This window comes from Aerococcus sanguinicola (assembly GCF_008726925.1).
Classification (GTDB): domain Bacteria; phylum Bacillota; class Bacilli; order Lactobacillales; family Aerococcaceae; genus Aerococcus.
In genome coordinates, this window is sequence record NZ_VYWO01000007.1 from 18,415 (window position 1) to 35,448 (window position 17,034).

18 protein-coding genes are annotated in these 17,034 nt (G+C 48.8%); 2 read left to right on the forward strand and 16 right to left on the reverse strand.

The window, feature by feature from the left end:
* Positions 1–474: 474 nt before the first annotated feature.
* From F6I03_RS08835 to F6I03_RS08870, 8 genes are all read right to left on the reverse strand, one after another.
* Entirely contained in the window at positions 475–975 is a 501-nt protein-coding gene (locus F6I03_RS08835; protein ID WP_070431048.1) for an Asp23/Gls24 family envelope stress response protein, read from the reverse strand.
* A gap of 135 nt (positions 976–1,110) precedes the next feature.
* Positions 1,111–1,614: a 2-amino-4-hydroxy-6-hydroxymethyldihydropteridine diphosphokinase gene (folK, locus tag F6I03_RS08840; RefSeq protein ID WP_150983111.1), complete on the reverse strand. Its 504-nt coding sequence runs from the start codon at positions 1,612–1,614 to the stop codon at positions 1,111–1,113.
* Positions 1,615–1,628: 14 nt separating this feature from the next.
* Positions 1,629–1,997: a dihydroneopterin aldolase gene (gene folB / locus F6I03_RS08845; protein WP_070431046.1), complete on the reverse strand. Its 369-nt coding sequence runs from the start codon at positions 1,995–1,997 to the stop codon at positions 1,629–1,631.
* Between the two features lie 10 nt (positions 1,998–2,007).
* Complete coding sequence (gene folE / locus F6I03_RS08850; protein WP_210383789.1) at positions 2,008–2,568, reverse strand: GTP cyclohydrolase I FolE; 561 nt, start codon at positions 2,566–2,568, stop codon at positions 2,008–2,010.
* On the reverse strand, positions 2,558–3,862 hold the full coding sequence (locus tag F6I03_RS08855) for a bifunctional folylpolyglutamate synthase/dihydrofolate synthase (protein ID WP_070431044.1): 1,305 nt from the start codon (positions 3,860–3,862) through the stop codon (positions 2,558–2,560). Before F6I03_RS08855 ends, folE begins: the two co-directional genes overlap by 11 nt.
* A 9-nt stretch (positions 3,863–3,871) precedes the next feature.
* Positions 3,872–5,677, reverse strand: coding sequence for a M3 family oligoendopeptidase (locus F6I03_RS08860; RefSeq protein WP_070431043.1), 1,806 nt, complete (start codon positions 5,675–5,677; stop codon positions 3,872–3,874).
* 498 nt (positions 5,678–6,175) lie between these two features.
* Entirely contained in the window at positions 6,176–6,730 is a 555-nt protein-coding gene (locus F6I03_RS08865) for an ECF transporter S component (protein ID WP_083290571.1), read from the reverse strand.
* Positions 6,731–6,750: 20 nt separating this feature from the next.
* Positions 6,751–7,752 (reverse strand): nucleoid-associated protein, encoded by a 1,002-nt coding sequence (locus tag F6I03_RS08870; protein WP_070431042.1) that lies wholly within the window; start codon positions 7,750–7,752, stop codon positions 6,751–6,753.
* A gap of 143 nt (positions 7,753–7,895) precedes the next feature.
* Here F6I03_RS08870 and F6I03_RS08875 point away from each other — a divergent pair, with 143 nt between their 5' ends.
* The gene (locus F6I03_RS08875) at positions 7,896–8,435 is read left to right on the forward strand and encodes a DUF924 family protein (RefSeq protein ID WP_070431041.1); all 540 of its coding nucleotides are present in this window, start codon (positions 7,896–7,898) and stop codon (positions 8,433–8,435) included.
* 344 nt (positions 8,436–8,779) lie between these two features.
* Here F6I03_RS08875 and F6I03_RS08880 read toward each other — a convergent pair whose 3' ends face one another.
* The 4 genes from F6I03_RS08880 to ytpR are packed head-to-tail and all read right to left on the reverse strand — an operon-like array spanning position 8,780 to position 12,487.
* The gene (locus tag F6I03_RS08880) at positions 8,780–9,676 is read right to left on the reverse strand and encodes a UTP--glucose-1-phosphate uridylyltransferase (protein WP_070431040.1); all 897 of its coding nucleotides are present in this window, start codon (positions 9,674–9,676) and stop codon (positions 8,780–8,782) included.
* A 38-nt stretch (positions 9,677–9,714) separates the two neighbouring features.
* Entirely contained in the window at positions 9,715–11,034 is a 1,320-nt protein-coding gene (gene murC / locus F6I03_RS08885) for a UDP-N-acetylmuramate--L-alanine ligase (RefSeq protein WP_070431039.1), read from the reverse strand.
* Positions 11,027–11,821 carry a hypothetical protein gene (locus F6I03_RS08890; RefSeq protein WP_070431038.1) on the reverse strand — a complete coding sequence of 265 codons (795 nt, stop codon included), beginning with the start codon at positions 11,819–11,821 and terminating at the stop codon, positions 11,027–11,029. The genes murC and F6I03_RS08890 overlap by 8 nt, the downstream gene beginning before the upstream one ends.
* A 30-nt stretch (positions 11,822–11,851) precedes the next feature.
* Positions 11,852–12,487: a YtpR family tRNA-binding protein gene (gene ytpR / locus F6I03_RS08895; RefSeq protein WP_070431037.1), complete on the reverse strand. Its 636-nt coding sequence runs from the start codon at positions 12,485–12,487 to the stop codon at positions 11,852–11,854.
* Positions 12,488–12,801: 314 nt separating this feature from the next.
* Between ytpR and F6I03_RS08900 the strand changes: the two genes are divergently transcribed.
* Positions 12,802–13,164 carry a hypothetical protein gene (locus F6I03_RS08900; protein ID WP_070431036.1) on the forward strand — a complete coding sequence of 121 codons (363 nt, stop codon included), beginning with the start codon at positions 12,802–12,804 and terminating at the stop codon, positions 13,162–13,164.
* Positions 13,165–13,210: 46 nt separating this feature from the next.
* Here the strand turns inward: F6I03_RS08900 and trmB are convergent, their stop codons facing one another.
* The 4 genes from trmB to F6I03_RS08920 all read right to left on the reverse strand — a co-directional run bounded on the left by trmB (position 13,211) and on the right by F6I03_RS08920 (position 16,879).
* The gene (gene trmB / locus F6I03_RS08905; protein ID WP_070431035.1) at positions 13,211–13,870 is read right to left on the reverse strand and encodes a tRNA (guanosine(46)-N7)-methyltransferase TrmB; all 660 of its coding nucleotides are present in this window, start codon (positions 13,868–13,870) and stop codon (positions 13,211–13,213) included.
* Between the two features lie 141 nt (positions 13,871–14,011).
* Positions 14,012–14,812, reverse strand: coding sequence for a phosphotransferase family protein (locus F6I03_RS08910; RefSeq protein ID WP_070431034.1), 801 nt, complete (start codon positions 14,810–14,812; stop codon positions 14,012–14,014).
* 112 nt (positions 14,813–14,924) lie between these two features.
* Positions 14,925–16,148 carry an ABC transporter permease gene (locus F6I03_RS08915; protein ID WP_070626308.1) on the reverse strand — a complete coding sequence of 408 codons (1,224 nt, stop codon included), beginning with the start codon at positions 16,146–16,148 and terminating at the stop codon, positions 14,925–14,927.
* A gap of 2 nt (positions 16,149–16,150) precedes the next feature.
* On the reverse strand, positions 16,151–16,879 hold the full coding sequence (locus F6I03_RS08920) for an ABC transporter ATP-binding protein (RefSeq protein ID WP_070431032.1): 729 nt from the start codon (positions 16,877–16,879) through the stop codon (positions 16,151–16,153).
* Between the last annotated feature and the right edge of the window lie 155 nt (positions 16,880–17,034).

The window sequence follows — 17,034 nt, forward strand, 5'->3', positions numbered from 1 at the left end:
AATTATTTCAAGCTTGCTAAATCGAACCCGACTAAAAAAGGGGGTGAGGAGGCGCGGTTAGCTTCCTTTCACTGGAGCAAGTCACCAGAGCAGTCTGGAGGACTGCGGCGGAGACTTGTGAAGTGACAAGGAAGCTGCGCAACCGAACCCGACTAGAAAAGGGTGTGAGGGCTAGCGGGAGAAATAGACCTCTGGAGGCAAAAGCCAGAGAAGACTGAAAGTCTTCGGCGGATCTTGCTGAAGAGGAGCTATTTCTGCTAGACTGAACCCAACTAGGGTGTGAGAGCGTGCAGTAGACTCGGTTAATTGTGCTCAACAGCTCCGAATGCAAACCGCCTGAAGTCATTTTGCCTTCATCAGCTCTGAGCGCAAATCGACCCTCCTCCTCGAATCTTCATCCCTTGCCAAAACAAAAACTTCCTAGTTAGCTACACGTCTGGCTAGCTAGGAAGTTTGCTTATTTAGTATGACTTTCTAATTGTCGGGGAATTGCTTGTAGTGGACCTTCCGATATTCTTCTTCCGTCATAATGTCACGGACATTCACGTTTACTTCCACAACTTCTAAGCCCGTTGCTTCATGGATGCGCTTGTTGACATTTTCTACAATTTCATCAAAGATCTTAGGAATTTCCTTACCGTAGGCGACGACAATATCGAGGTCAACAGCCACTTCTACCTTACCCACTTCAGCATTCACGCCATCTTGGTAATGGTCGCCTTCTTCATGGCCCTCAGCCTCTCCTTGGTCGTGTTGGCCTTCTTGCTCATTATTTTCCTCCTCATCAGAGAAACTTTCTTGAGCTTTTTCTTTGACCTGGTCCGCCCAGTTAGCGGCTTGGGACAAGGCGGTATTGAAGGCATTGCCTTGGGTCGTTAGGACGCCATCGACTTCTAAGACGGCACGGCTAGCAATCGTTTCAATTGCTTGGGCATCAAAGTTCAATTCATTTTCTTGCTTGTTTTCTTCAGCCATTTCAGATCACTCTTTTCTCTCTTTAATTAGCTTGCTAGATTTAAGTTTACCATAGCATAAAATCCTCAAAAGACCAAAGTATAAGCCTTCAAAGTACCTATAAAAAGCCCAGGCCTTTAATCCCTGGGCTAATTTCTATTCATAAATACGGACGTCTGCCTTCTCAGCTTCGGGCAGGGCATCACGCAAGGCTTGGATGGTCTGGTCTGTGCCCGGTAGGACAAAATCTGCCGCAATCTCTGCCATGGGGAAGAGGACAAAGGCTCTCTCCTTAATTCGCGGATGCGGCAATTCCAAAATCTCATGGTCAATCACTTGGTCTTCATAGGCTAAGAGATCGACATCGATGGTGCGGGGGCCATTCTTAATAGTCCGCACCCGGTTGAGTTCATCCTCAATCTGCTGGGCAATCCCTAGCAAGGCGAAGGGATCACAGGTCGTTTCAACTTCTAGAACCATGTTCAAGAAGTCTGCCTGGTCCGCATAGCCTTTAGGCACGGTCTCATAGATGCGGGACTTTTGGACGACGGAAGTGGATTCATTCCGGTCTAGGGCCTTGATCGCCCGGTTCAAGAATTCTCGGCGGGGCTCAATGTTAGAGCCCAGAGCGATATAAGCATGGTGGGTTTCACTTGGCATAAATAGTCTCCTCCCTAATGGCGTTCACGATAAATCTCGACTGCAACCGAATCATAGTGGCCTGGAATCGGTGGGTCAGGTTTGGTGACTTTCACCTGCACAGCTTCTACGAGCTCCTGGCTAGCGAGGACTTCGTCAGCAATGACTTGGGCCAGACGTTCAATCAGCTTGAAGGGCGCCCCCTCCACGATCCGCTTGACCGTCTCATAGACCTCACCATAGTGGGCACTATCCGTCATTTGGTCGCTTTGCCCCGCCTGGCTGAGATCCAAGTAGAGGGCCAGGTCTACTATAAAACGTTGGCCTAGCTTAGTCTCTTCAGGAAAGAGGCCGTGATAGGCATAGAAATTTAAGCCGTTAAGGTAAATACAATCTCTTCTCACCAGACCACCCCTAGCCGCGAATCATTGATAGGACTTCTTTACGCAATTCGGAATTCTCCTTGAAACATCCAAGGGCGGCCTTGGTCACAGTAGAAGCGCCTTCTTTATGGACACCGCGAATAGACATGCACATATGCTCGGCTTCTAAGACGACAAAGACCCCTTCAACGTCGAGATTATCCGCAATGGTATGAGCCACTTCACTTGTAATTTGTTCTTGTAATTGAAGTCGGAGACTGATATCTTCTAAGATTCGTGCCAATTTGCTCAGGCCGACCACCTTGTCTGCCCCTGGCACATAAGCAATATGCCCAACCCCGTAGAAGGGTAAGAGATGGTGCTCGCACATGGAATGGAAAGGAATATCCTTGACTAATACGAGTTCACTATCTTCAGCAGTGAACTGCTTTTCCATATGTTGGGCAGGGGTCCGCTGGTAACCATCTAAAAGCTCCGCATACATCTTAGCTACCCGCTTAGGGGTTTCTTGTAAACCTTCCCGGTCAGGGTCTTCCCCGATTCCGATCAATAGGTCACGAATAGCTTGTTCAACTTTTTCTTTATCCATAATTCATATCATTTCCTAACTTCTTATTAATTAGATTCCTCATGTAGCCCACATAGTAGAAGCTCCCAAAAATCACTAAAACCGTGTCCTCATCCAAGAGCTCCATCGCTTTATTGAAGGCGTCTTCATAAGAATCAGATGGAATTATTGTATCATACTGTTCAGGATATATGGAAACGATTTTATCTCGAAGTTCTTCAGCCGTTAAGGCACGCGGTGTGTTGGGACGGACGGTCACCACTTGGTCTAGAATGGGAAGAATTTCGCTGACCGCATGGCTGACATCTTTATCAGCCAGCATGCCCATAATAGCAATGATCTTCTGGCCGGGAAAATAGCGCTGGAGGTTAAGCTTCAACTGGCTAACCCCGTCCAAATTGTGGGAACCATCCACAACAATAGTGGGCTGGTCATGCATAATTTCAAAGCGGGCCGGCCACTTCACTTGGTCCAAGCCGCGTGCAATAGCGTCATCAGAAATTTTGTAACCCTCTTGGCGCAGGGTCTGAATGACTTCCAGGACGACACTGGCATTCTGCACTTGATGGGCTTCTAGAAGGTTGAGCTGCCAGGTCTGACCCTTGTAGCTAAATCTCTGCTTGCGGGCTTGACCGCTTTCTAGGGCCTGGATATCCCCTGGGTCAACTTCCAAGTAAGGAGCGCCCATTTCTTCCGCTTTGGCCGCAATTACGGCCTTGGCTTCTGGGTCCTGTGGGTAGGAAATAACTGGTCGTCCGGCTTTGATGATGCCCGCCTTTTCTCTAGCAATTTCAGCTAGGCTGTGCCCGAGAATGCCCACATGGTCGAAGGCAATCTTCATCAGCAAAGTGACTAAGGGGGCTTGGACAAGATTCGTTGCATCCAAGCGGCCACCTAAACCGACTTCCAATACAAGTAAGTCACAGGCTTGGTCCGCAAAGATCAACCAGGCCATAGCCGTGTAGACTTCAAATTCGGTCAAGTGTAAGTCTAAGCGCTCGCAGGAGGCCTTAATCGCTTGGGCCGCCTGGATAATCGCCTCATCTGAGACAGGCTGGCGGTTGACCATAATCCGTTCATTAAAGGACATAATAGACGGCGAGGTATAAAGTCCAACCTTGTAGCCAGCTTCTTCCAGAATCGTTGCTAACATCATAGCCGCTGAGCCCTTGCCATTAGTTCCTGCAATATGAATGGTCGGCAGCTGGTCTTGGGGATTGCCCAACTCCGCCATCAATCGCGCGATCGTATCCAAGCCGAGGACCATTTTACCTTCTTCGGCTAGGGGCAGGAGCTCTTCTAGTGTTTGGTAATCCATAATTTTCTCCTATTGTTGCTTGTCTAAATATGCTTGCCCCTCATGGACAAAGGCGCGAACGTCCTGGAGGGCCAGTGCAACGCCTTCTTGCCAGAAGTCAATCTGGGTCAAGTCAACGTCTAAGTGTTTGGCGGCCAAGTCTTCAACCGTCATGACAGCCGTATCCCGCAAGAGGGCTGTATAGCGTTCCGTGAAGTGGTCGGGGTCTTTCATCAGTTCAGCCAAAATCCCCTGGCTAAAGAGGTAGCCAAAACTATAAGGGAAGTTGTAGAAAGGCACATCGGAAATAAAGAAATGCAGTTTGCTAGCCCAGAAATGGGGATGGTAGCTATCGAGCGCCCCCGCAAAGGCCTCGCGCTGGGCGGAAACCATGAGCTGGTTCAAGCGTTCTTCCCCGACATAGCCGGCTTGACGTTCGCTGTAGAAATTCTTCTCGAAGAGGTAGCGGGCCCGGATATCCATAAACATGGCTGTGGTATTTTCCAACTCAGCATTGAGTAATTGCAGACGTTGACCGGGATCTTCAGCTTCCTGTAATTGGCTGCTGGCAATCAAATTCTCAGCCAAGGTGGACGCTGTTTCCGCCACATTCATGGCATAAGCTTGCTGCCAGGTGGACAGGTCGCGCATGACATAAGAATGGAAGGCATGGCCTAGTTCATGCGCCAGGGTACTCACATCTTGAGCGGACCCGGTAAAAGTCATGAAGATCCGCGATTCCCCGTTGGCTAGAGGCTCGGTACAATAGCCACCTGGTCGCTTACCCGGCCGGTCTTCGGCTTCCACCCAGCCGGACTGGAGAGCTTGGTCCGCAAAGTCCGCCATCTCTTGGCTATAGGTCCGGAAATGATCGACCACAAAGCGGCAAGCTTCTTTCCAAGTATAGCGCTGAGCTTGACTGCCCGGTAAGGTTAAGGGCGCTGCCACATCCTGCCAATTTAGCTTATCCAAGTTGAGGAGTTTTTGCTTGGTCTTAAGGAATTGGAGGAGATCGGGACGGGCCCCATCGACTGCCTCCCACATGGCTTCTAAGGTCTGATAGCTCATCCGGTTGAGGCGCAGGGGTTCTTTGAGGAAGTCGTCCCCATGTGCCTTCTGCTTAGTCATCCGGTAGCCAGCTAAATGGTTCAAGATTCGCGCAAAGACGGGACCCATTTGGCTAAAGGCTTCTTCCCAAGCCTTAAAGAAGGCCGCTCGTTTCTCAGGGTCTTCATCGTCTAACATATGGTTCATGGCTTGGCCCACTGAGTAAACCGTCTGACTCCCCTCAGGCTGGATATGGAGGCAGGCAACCAGGCTATCATAGGTCTGCGACCATGCCTCGATGCCATCCCGGTCCAGAGCCAGGAGCAAGCGCTCGGTTTTTGGCTCCAGGGCCCGGCTAGCTTGCTGGCGTCTTTCCTCTAAGTGGAAACGATATGGGGCAAGCGCTGGACTAGCCAAGAGATCTCGCCAGTCTTCATCCGACCAGAGGAGCAGTTTTTGGTCAAATTTTAAGTTCAGACTATCAAAGCCTTCTAGGAGTTGGCCAACCCGGTCGAGAGCTAAGACGGGCTCTTCGGCTTGAATATCGGTATCCGCAGCCATTTGAGCAAAACTATCCAGAGTCACTAAGTCTGCTTCCAAGTCTTCTAAGCCCTGAATCAGTTGGTAGAGGGCTTGGTCAGCGTCCGCTTCTTTAGCTTCAAAGTTTTTTATTTTCTTATTTAAGAGTTCTTTTTCGATTTTAGCAGCTTCCAGGCTCTCCTTAAAAGCTGAGCCTTCTACCCCAGCTGGGTAGAGGTCATCAAGCTGCCAGGTGTTTGGATAAGTCATTGAATCCTCCTTAATTATGGTTTTCACACTTAAAACAATGGCATGAATGTTTGAAAACTGTCTTGGATACAGCCGCTATCTGCCTGCCGGTCGAAGGGCTATCTTTCTATTGACGTACAAAGTCTTTGCCTGCAAATTGCTTTATTGTATTTGCTCTCAGACCCTCCGAGTGCAAATAGGACGCTTGCTTTATGCTCTCAGAGAAGCTGAAAGCAGAAAAGCCAATGTGCCCTCAACGCCTCTGCTCACACCCTTTAGTCGGGCTCGACTTGGCAGACTCGGAGTGATTTCACAAGTCTCCGCCGCAGTCTGTAAGACTGCTCTGCGGACTTGCTCCAGTGAAAGGAAGCTAAACGCGCACCCTCACACCCTTTTTAGTTGGGCTCGCAGAGGCAGAAGTTTCTCCACTTCACACGATCGAAACGTGCAAGCAGAGCTTGCCCTTTTTCGTTCGTGCTCCAGTGGTAAGCTTCTAACCGCCTCTGCTCACACCCTTTTTTAAAGTATTTTTTCGCGGATGAGGCGTTGGCAGATGGGGAGTAAGATGAGCATGAAGGCGAGGTTGCCTAAGGCGTGGCCGGTGTCATAGGGGAGACCGGCTAGGTAATAGGTCCAGAAGGGCATGCCGAGGCCGAAGAGCAGGAGCATCATGTAGCTGACAACTAGGCCGTAACAGTAGCCGGCTATTAGGGACCAGGCTAAGACTACTAAAGGGGATTTGAAGGCCCCTAGCTTCATCAAGAGATAGCTGATCAGGACCACCGCCCCGTAAGCTAAGATCTGGCCAAGTGTCCAAGGCCCCATGCCTAAAATCAGATTGCTGAGCAGCATGATTAAGGTCGCTACGATCAAGCCCCCCGACAAGCCAAAAAGTGGCACGGCAAGGATAACCATATCCGTAACGGGTTGGATATTGGGCAGTCCACTGACGAGAATCCGCCCCACCACAGCTACAGCTACCCATAAGCTCAAATTCGTCAAACGCCGGGTCAACGATAATTGCTGGAAATAAGGATAGCGCACCAGGTCCAAGTCGACTTTAGGGATTTTCATTTTGTTTTTCCTCTTCTACTTTAGAACAAATTCTTAATACTTTCAATATTCTTCAATTCAATCGCGATCGTGCCATCTGGATTATTCTTAATTTCCACTACCTCAGGATCATTGAAGAGGTCAAGGGGAATCGTTAATTCGATTCCATTATCAAATTTCAACTTTTGGCGCTGCATCTTGGCCGATAACATATCAGGGCTTGCGGCTTGCTGGTGGATCATCCCCATTTCTTCCGTTTCCCGCAGATAGGTTTGCTTCTGACTCATGTTATCCCCGTAGAGTTGGTCCGCCAGCTTGCGGTTATCGAATTCTTGGTCATCATAGACCGCATGGTAGAGAATATCTTTAGCCTCTGCTAGGGCTTGGTAGTCGGCTTCATTATAATGCTTGGCCGTCTTTTCAACGCCTTTTTTCACAATTTTCAGATTTTCATTCATATTGAGATTAGTTTCAATACCAAGAAAAATCTCGCTCAGATAAGGCATCCGCTCGCCCGTCTCTTCCATCAAATGATTTTTCTCAATGAGGAAGTATTCACTCGTCTCTGGGCAATAAAGAAAGCCTTCGTCAATAGCTTGCTTGGCCTTGGGTAGGATGGACCGGTGAACAATCAGATCATTGCGCAGGACTTCGTCATCGGTTGAAACAAAATGGGTAAAGGATTCATTATGGTTCAATTTAAACATTCCTACAAAAGGAAAGTCATTCAGCACAATCGATACCCATAGTAGGTCTGCTGGCGGAATATCTGGATTTAGGCGCAAGATCTGAAAGAATTTAGAGGTCAGGGGCCGGGTAGTAGCTTGGAAGTCACTGGCCAGACTTTGGAGCTTGTCATAGATAGGCGCAGTTTCTGGAATCACGCCATTCTTCTGCTTACCGGTCTGCATGACCTGGTTGACCTTGCAATCCACATAATGAATAATGGTCTCGTCCCGGAAGTCTAAAGCCGCTTGAGAAAGGATAGCTTCGCTGGTATTAACATCATAAATATGGAGGATAGCATCCCGAATTTGAATCATGATCTTCCCTCTTTCTTGAAAAATTACACCCTTTCATTTTAACCAATTTAGCGCTAAAAAGCGAATGGAATTCTTGAAGGCAGGAGAACAGACCTTTAAGGGATTTTATGCTATGCTTGATGTAAATTAAAAGGAGGTTGCCTATGTCAGTCGAAACAGTTTTAAATTTTTGGTTTGAAGAATTAGGCCCAGAAAAATGGTTCAACGGTGGTGACAGTGTCGACCAAGAAATTGCAGAGCGTTTTAGCCAGCTCCACCAAGAAGTGCGAGATGGCGAGCATGCAGATTGGCGGGAAAGTTTACGCGGCCGTTTAGCAGAAATTATTGTTCTCGACCAGTTCTCAAGAAATCTCTACCGCGGGAGTGGTCAAGCCTATGCCCAGGATGATATGGCCCTCGCCCTGGCCCAAGAATGCATCCGCCTAGAAGACCTGTCTTCACTCAGCCCCGAAGCCCGCAGTTTCATCTATATGCCCTTCATGCACTCCGAGTCTCTTGTCATCCACAATCAGGCGATGGAACTTTTCAGCTCCGAAGAAGCTCTGGAGACCAACCTGAAATATGAAAAGGCCCACTATGAAATCATTGAAAAATTTGGCCGTTACCCCTACCGTAACGAGGCATTAGGCCGGGAAAACACCCCTGAAGAAGAAGAGTATTTAAAGCATAATGACGGTTTCTAGAAAGCCATCATAAACCCCCCTCGCATCTGAACGTTATCAGATAGAGGGGGTTTTATCTTTAGTCTTTTTAAAGGGGGACTTGTAAATGGGGCCCTGTTTGAAACTTGACTCGGTCCTACTTGCTAACAGGGCCCTCATTTGAAACTTGAAACGATCCTACTTGCTAACAGGGCCCCCATTTGAAACTTGGCCCGGTCCTACTTGCTAACAGGGCCCTCATTTGAAACTTGATCCGGTCCTACTTGCTAACAGGGCCCCCATTTGAAACTTGACCCATATCTAACAATAAAAACAAGCTAGCGAGGAAGAGTCTTCCTTGCTAGCTTGTTTTTTATTGTATACTTCTAACCGCCAAGTCTCTCACCCTTTAATTTAGGGATGATTTCGTCTCTGAGGTAGGCTTTGAATTCAGGGCCGGTTTGTTTGTGGCGGAGGGCGTATTGGATGCTGGCTTTGACCATGCCGAGGGGTTCGCCAACTTCATACCATTCGCCATTGAAGATAAGGCCATTTAAGCCTTGGTCTTGGGCAATCTGGCTGAGGGCATCACTGAGTTCGATTTCGCCAGAAATAGGGTTCACTTCTTGACCTGCTAGGGCTTGGAAGATGCTTTTGTCTAGGACATAGCGCCCACAGATAGCGTATTGGCTAGGCGCCTGGCCTTGAGGTTTTTCAATGACATTACCTGCTTGGAGCATCCCCTCTTCTGCGGCTTGGTCAGGGTCCAGGATACCATAAAGATGGGTCAAATCTTCATCAATTTCTTGGACTAGAACAGAGCTCTTGCCCGTCTTATCATAGGCTGCCATGAGGGCCTGGGAGGCAGACTCTTCACTCACTAAGATGTTATCACTCAACATCAAGAGGAAGGGCTCTTCTCCTACAAAGGACTCTGCCAGGGCAACTGCATCGCCCAAGCCCTTAGGATAGTGCTGACGTTTGAACTGGATATTCTCCAAGGTGGAATCTTGGACCATGGCTAGGAGCTCATCCTTGCCCTTGGCTTCCAAGTTCTCTTCCAATTCAATATTGGCATCGAAATGGTCTTCTACTGAGCGCTTATGGCGGCCGGTAATGACAAGAATCTCTTCAATTCCTGCTGCTAGGGCTTCTTCAACAACAAATTGGACAGCTGGTTTGTCCATGACAGGGATGATTTCCTTGGCCATGGACTTGGTTGCTGGGAGGAAACGTGTTCCTAAACCAGCTACTGGAATAACCGCTTTTCTAATCTTTTTCACTTGCTTGGCTCCTTTCAGCACCGTTTGCGTCTAAGTCTCTAACGTGATTTCAAGGCTTCGGCATAGGCTCGACCGTACTTAGGCACATCACCTGCTCCCATAAAGAGAACAACAGCATCATGGTAGCCCATCAGTGGGCTCATATCGTCTAAGTCTAAGATTTGAACCGGCTTGGTCACTTTGGCAGCCAGGTCTTCGCTGGATACTTGGTGGGTATCCTGCTCCCGCGCTGAAGCAAAAATCTCACACAAGAAGACTTCATCCGCCTGGTCAAGCGCCTGAGCGAATTCATCCATCAAGGCCAGGGTTCGACTGTAGGTATGGGGTTGGAAGACCGCAATAATCTTCTTCTCCGGATAGCGTTGTTTAGCAGCATCCAGAGTGGCTGTAATTTCTGAAGGATGGTGGGCATAATCGTCCACGAGAATCATGTCAGCTACTTCTGTCACATTGAAGCGACGTTTGACCCCAGCGAAGGATAAGAGGGCTTCTTGCACCTTGTCAGCTGGGAAGTTTTCTAAGCAGCAGAAGCCAATCACAGCCAAGCTATTGAGGATATTGTGCTCCCCGCAGCCCTTGATTTGGAAGTGGCCATAGTCTTTGCCTTGGACTTCCACATCAAATTGGCAGCCCGTCGTATCCCGAACCACATGGTGGGCAACAATATCATAGTCCCCCTCAATGCCGTAATAAAGCACATGGTCCTTGTCGGCTAGGCGTTGGAGGTAGGGGTCATCTCCATACATGATGGCCTTCTTCTGTACCTGGCTGGCGAACTGGCTGTTAGCCGCAAAGACTTGGTCAATGTTTTGATAATAGTCTGGATGATCGAAATCAATATTCGTAAAGATCGCATAGTCCGGTTCATAGGCGAGGAAGTGCTCCCGGTATTCATCAGCCTCTAGGACAAAGTATTCCGCCGCTTCATCCCCGTAACCAGTCCCATCTCCAATCAAATAGGAAGTGGGAACATTGAGGGAGAGGACATGGGACATCAGGCCTGTGGTTGAGGTTTTACCGTGCGAGCCCGTGATAGCCACGCTCGTATAATGCTTAATCAATTCACCCAAGAACTTGTGGTAGCGGGTTACTTTCAGGCCAAGGGCTTTGGCCTTCTTAACCTCTGGATGGTCATCAGGGAAGGCGTTACCTAGGATGATTTCCATGCCTTCATGAATATTATTCGGATCGAATGTTAAGAGACGAATATCTGCAGCTTCTAAGCCTTGTTGGGTAAAGAAGTAGGTCTCCACATCTGAACCTTGCACCTTATAGCCTGCTCCGTATAGAACCAGTGCCAAGGCACTCATTCCAGAACCTTTGATTCCTGTGAAGTGATAGATCGTTTCTTTATTCATGGTTATGCTTATCTCCTGTTCCTTGGTGTTTCGAATAATAAGGGGTTTGTTTACTGTCCTCATCGTTTAAGCCAGCAAACACACTCCCCTTGGCATAGCGGGGCCGCTCCTGGGCCATAATCGCTTGAAAATCGCGGTTGAGTCCACCCTGGCGTTGCTTGCTTGAACTGGTCTTCTGTCCGTTAGACTTGACGGGTTGATTGGCAGCCTTGTGGGGCTTACTTGGCTTATTAGATCCTTGGATCAAGTGCTTGGCCTGTGCCTTTGTAGCCTCCTGCCGCCGCTTCTTGTCTCGCATATAGTCTGCCTGGTCAGAGCTCTTGACGGACCGGGTCTGAGCTTTCTGCTGGATAGAGGGAACCTCAGACGGTCGGAAGGCCCGACGGAATTGATAGTTCTCATAAGCCCGCAAGTCACGCCGTATCTTCTCATAGCGTGCTTCCCGCTCTTCATCCCGGTGGAGGGCATAGTCTTGTTGGCCCTCCCGTTGGCGGCTCGGTCGTCGGCTAGACACCGTATTAAAATTATTAATGGGCTGCTGGCGAGCCTGGTCGAAGCGGTGCTGGCGCTGGGCTTCCTTCTGATGGCTTTGAGGGGTCCACCACTTGTCATAGCTCTGGGGCTGGCGGTCACGCTTCTGCTCATTGAGATCACTTCGCCAATTCATATAGTTCGGGAAGTAAGGTTTTTGGGCCTTATCAGTTAAGAGCTTGTCATCTTTCTTTTGGTAAAAGGGTTGAAAATGCTCTTCACGCTCGCGTTTCAACCGTTCATCCTGCCACTTCAAGGCTCCCCCTCCTTAGCTTCTTAGTCTCTTCTAGTCCGTTGTCAAACTGGACAGATCCAATTCAGAAAACGGTGTTCCTACAGGCACGTCGTCCTTAATTTCAATAATTCCTTGGAGCTTGTGTTCAGGGTCAACGCCTAATTCGTAAGCTGAACACAACATCCCTGAGCTCTGCACACCGCGCAATTCACTTGGCCAAATCACTAGACCATCCGGCATCACGGCGCCTGGTAAGGCAGCAACGACCTTCATGCCTTCATGCACATTGGCTGCCCCGCAAACAATTTGATAGCTTTGGTCGTCGCCCACCTGGGTTTCGGTAATATGCAAGTGGTCCGAATCCTCATGGTCAACACACGACTTCACATAGCCGACCACAATAGCCGGGTCATTATTGGTGCTGATGGTTTCAAAGCCCTTCTCATAGAGCAGTTGGTTGAGCGTATCGAGCTGCTCATCTGTCAAGTGCACCTGGCCTGACCCCTCTAATTTAATATAGTCAGAGATGGAATGGAAGTTATAACCCATGGTATTATCCGTCTCTTGGTTATAAATCCGCGTGATTCCTGCAATAGTTTCCGTTGCAATTTGGTCTCTTTGTAACTGGCCGCGTGTCACCATCAAGACATCGCCGACGCCCTTCGGATTGTAAAAACAGATCCACATGAATAATTTGCTCCTTTTCTTCATTTACTGGCAGTCTAGCTACCTTGCTTTGGCTTCATCCCAAGATGAAAAAATAGTCTAGTTAATTTCTAAACTAGACAAGCCTTCTTAATATAAAGCATCAGATCATTCCTTTCAAATTATATACTTTTTACCCAAAAAAGGCAACGCCCCTCCATCATAGGGACAGAATTATTCCAAGAATGGGCTAAAAACAGGCTCTTAGCCTAGCTGGAGGCACTTAGCACTGTTAGCGTTTTAATTTAAAGGATTTCTTGCTATAATAGGACTAATATTAGAGAGGAGTGTTTGATTTGGTATTTGATTTAAAAGACAATGTAAAAAATAAGGCCTATGCCCTAGCTGGCAGCCTCTTCGTCTGCGGCGCTGTTATTGGGGCTGTCTCCACCGCCCTCTACCTGGACAGCCGGGAAACAGGGAAAAAAGCTCAAGTTGACGGGCAAAGTGTCATTGAAGAAGTTAAGAAACTCTTAGCTCAAGGCGGAGAAATTGAAGGCTCATGGATTGAACTCCAACCCCTGACGAAAGAACGCTACGGCCAAGAACAGATCCTTTACTTTGGTGGTGTCTCTCGCCAAGAAAAAGGTCACCTGGTCCAATATGAATTCATTGCAGATGCCCAGAGTGGGCAGATCATTGACCTCTACAAAGTCTAAAATAAGCACAGAAAAAAGTTCGGCCGTTTGTACGCGCCGAACTTTTTTACTTATGCCTCTGCTTGGGGATAATGGCCTCCAAGCGGTAAATGGGCTGGCCCTTAGCCGCAAACTTCTCTTCATATTCCGTCATGATGTTCCCTTCAAAATCACTGGCGTGGAGGTCCAGCCAGACCTGGCGGAAGGCCATGCCATACTGGGACATGCTCGCTAGGGAATATTCAAAGAGACCCTGGTTATCGGTCTTAAAGTGGACCTCCCCTTCTGGCTTGAGGACAGCTTGGTACTGGGCCAGGAACTTAGGGCTGGTCAAACGCCGCTTGGTATGGCGACGCTTAGGCCAAGGATCCGAGAAGTTCAAATAAATCCGGTCCAAGCTATGGCCTTCAAAAAAGTTTGAAATTTCGCGGCCATCAGAGCGGATAAAACGGAGGTTAGGCAAGTCCTGATCCTCTTCTAATACCTTCTGCAGGGCCATCACGAGCACATCAGAATACATCTCGATTCCCACATAGTTGATCTCTGGGTGGGCCTTGGCCATACCAATCAGGAATTGGCCCTTGCCTGTCCCCACTTCCACATGGAGGGGCTGGGCCTTCTCAAAGACCTGGTTCCACTTACCCTGGGCTTGGTCGGGGTCTGGCACCACAATGTTAGGGTAATCCTTAATCATATCAATTGCCCACGGTTTATGTCTTACACGCATAGTAAGCCTCCTTCATTCGCTATCTGTTTATTATTTTATAAGTAATCAATTGGTCTTGGCCATAAGCTCCCTGAGCAAAAATAAAAGCGGGCCAAGCGCTCTAAGGGAGGGAGCCCGCCTGCTTCTATTACCCGTTATCAGCTAATACTGCTCTTGGAAATACCGGTTGTCATAAATATGTCTCAATTTTAAAATGGCTTCATTGACGTCTAGCTGGCGGTCTTTGCGGTAGCTTTCCTTAATCAAAAGCAAAAGATTAATTAAAGCAAACCACTCAATCCGTAGATAAGTCCCCTCGTCCACCTCGAGGCCGTAACGTTCCCACCAGCTTTCCCAATCTTCGCCAGGAATGTATTGGACAAGGACCTGGGTCAAGTCAGACATGGGGTCGGCAATTCGCACCGACTCCCAATCGACCAAGTAGAGACGGTTTTGCTCAGATAGTAAGAAATTCTTACGGTTGAGGTCACCGTGGCAGACGGTCCTAAGGGATTGGTTGATAAAGGCGGCGCTATCTTCCAGGTAAGCCACCACCTCATTCAAGAGACTGTGGGAAGCCAAATGCTCGTGGAGTTGGTCCTGGTAGGCCGCAAGAAAATCCTGGCAGTCCCACTCTTGGCCGCCAATCTTGACCAACATCTTGTAGAGGTGGTCGGAATGTTGGTAGCGGTGGATGAGATTGATGACCTGGCTTTGGTGCATCTCTTGTTCCGTCAGGGTGTGGCCGCGCAACCATTCTTGGGCTGAGAAGGTATCCCCCGTACTGGTCCGCTTCGACCAGATTAAGCGCGGGGTGATTCCTTCCATGGAGAGAGCAGCAAGGAAAGGAGAAGAATTGCGCTTGAGGAAGACACGTTCCTGCTTATGGGTGCCCATGAAGGCCTGGCCCGTATCCCCACCAATTGGATGCAAGGTCCACTCCTTATCGAATTGATATTCCAATGCTCTTCCCTCCCTTATCTTTAAGATGGTTTTTCTTGCTTAGAAGCTATAAAAAGAAAAACTAAAGCATTCATTATTGTAGTCATTATTTTCCATATAGTCAATCATTTCGTTAGATCTTTTGCTTCTTTCTTCCAGCGCTGCGGGCCCTTTTTTTCTTTTGCAGTCTTCGCGGCAGATAGTAGCGAATAAAGAGAAACTCAAAAACAAGAGCGGTCAATAGATAGACCAAGGCCCAAATCCCGAAGCCTGCCAAGCAAAGGGCAAGACTAAGGACGAGAACTTGAAAGGTGTAAACTTGACCCAGGAGGCCTTGAAAGGCTCTAAGTCCCTGGTCGTCAGATTCCGGATAGAGCTTGAGCATGGTCTGCCCCTCCTTAGCCTTAGCCAAGGGTAACAATTGGAAGTGGCTAGCATAGTTTAGTAGGAGGAAGACGACCAGGGTCAAGCCGTGTTTAGGCAAGGTGAAGGCCAACAAGAGACTTACGAGGGTCAGGCGGCGCCAAATTGGAAAGAGGTCCGTGCTCCGCCAGAAGCTGCGGCTGTAAAGATAGGCATGGGCAGACGGGGCCTTGTCTAAAGAGAGGGTCAAGGCATCCAAATAAGCGCGACGCTTGGTCTGCTTCTTGCCCGCCTTCAGATCGACAAAGAGGGATAAGAAGCTAGTTAGGCTCTGCTTGGCCTGGCCTTCATCCCCTAGCAAGGTCTGCCAGTCCCAGCGATCCCCCCAAGTGCTATGGAAGGCCTGCCAGAGCGCATAGCCGCCAGCCAGAGCCAAGCCCCAGACTGCTTGATAGGCAAAAGCCAGGCCATAAACCAGAAGAATAAGGACGAGGTGAAGCCAAGCGGGCTGGCCTGACCGCCCTTGGTAGGCTTCCATGTCTGCCATTAACCCTGTTGCCTTCAGAAGGATAAAGCTCAATGCCAAGGCTAAGAGCTCCCAGCCGGTCCAGTTCAGGCCCCATTTGAGATAGGGCCAGGCCAAAAAACAGGCCAGGGGGGCTAAGAAGCTTTGCTTAAGCAGTGACGACCTAAAAGCCGCCTTAAAATAAGCCTTCCATTCGGTCTCAAGGGCCAGGAGAAATTGGATATCGGCTTCCTTCAAATAGGTCCGCACGCCTCCCAGCCAAGTCATCAAGCTAAAGGCGACAATTAAGAGGCCATCAGCGATGACTTGCCGGCCTTGGAGCGCCTGGACCCAGCGCGAATAGTTTAGCGAGAGCGCCCCCACTAGAAACATCAAAGCGATGACAAAGTGGTCATTAAAAATATAGCGGCTATAATAGAGAAAATCTTGAAATTTTTTTTCCTGGCGTTTGTTAAACAATGCTTTCAAGTTTAAGCCTCCCTTGCCAGTTGGATATAGAGTTCTTCCAGACTAGCCGCTTCCTGGCCAAAGACTTGGCGGATATCTGCCAGACTTCCTTGGGCACGCAGGTAGCCTTCATGGAGGAAGAGGAAACGATCGCAATAGGTCTCTGCATTGGCCAAGACGTGGGTAGACATCAGGACCATGGCGCCCCTTGCCCGTTTCTGCTCCAGGATTTGGATGAAGTCATGGGTGGCTAAGGGGTCCAGGCCGAGAAAGGGCTCATCAATGATATAGAGGTCCGCTTCCACCATCATGGCACAGACAATCATCAACTTTTGTCGCATCCCCTTGGAGAAGTGCTTGGGCATCCAATCGAGCTTATTATCGAGGCGAAAGGCCTTGAGCATGGGCATGGCTCGGTCTAGAATGTCAGCTTTGTCGATCTGATAAGCTAGGCCGATGAGGTTCAAGTGCTCACGCAGGGTCAGTTCATCATAAATCATGGGCATTTCGGGAATATAGGTGAAGGCCTGGCGGTAGGCCCGGTTATCTTCATCTAGGCTTTGCCCATTGAGCCGGATCTCCCCTGACTGAGGCTTTAAGAGGCCAATGATATGCTTAATCAAGGTGGACTTGCCTGCCCCATTCAGTCCAATTAAGCCGATAATTTCTCCCGCTTGAATATCAAAATTAATATCGTGGATGACTGGCCGGTTCAGGTAACCGCCAGTTAGCTGCTTGACGCTGAGACTCATTCTCGTCTTCCTTTCCGCTTTTTCAATTTAAGTCTAGTTTATCAAAGTTTGCTTGGGAATTTAACTTTAAAGTTTAAAGTTTTGGCTAAGACAGGAAATTAGGACAAGGGCTTGGGATTTTTTAAGGGACGACTGACTTTTACCGCAAGTCGCTC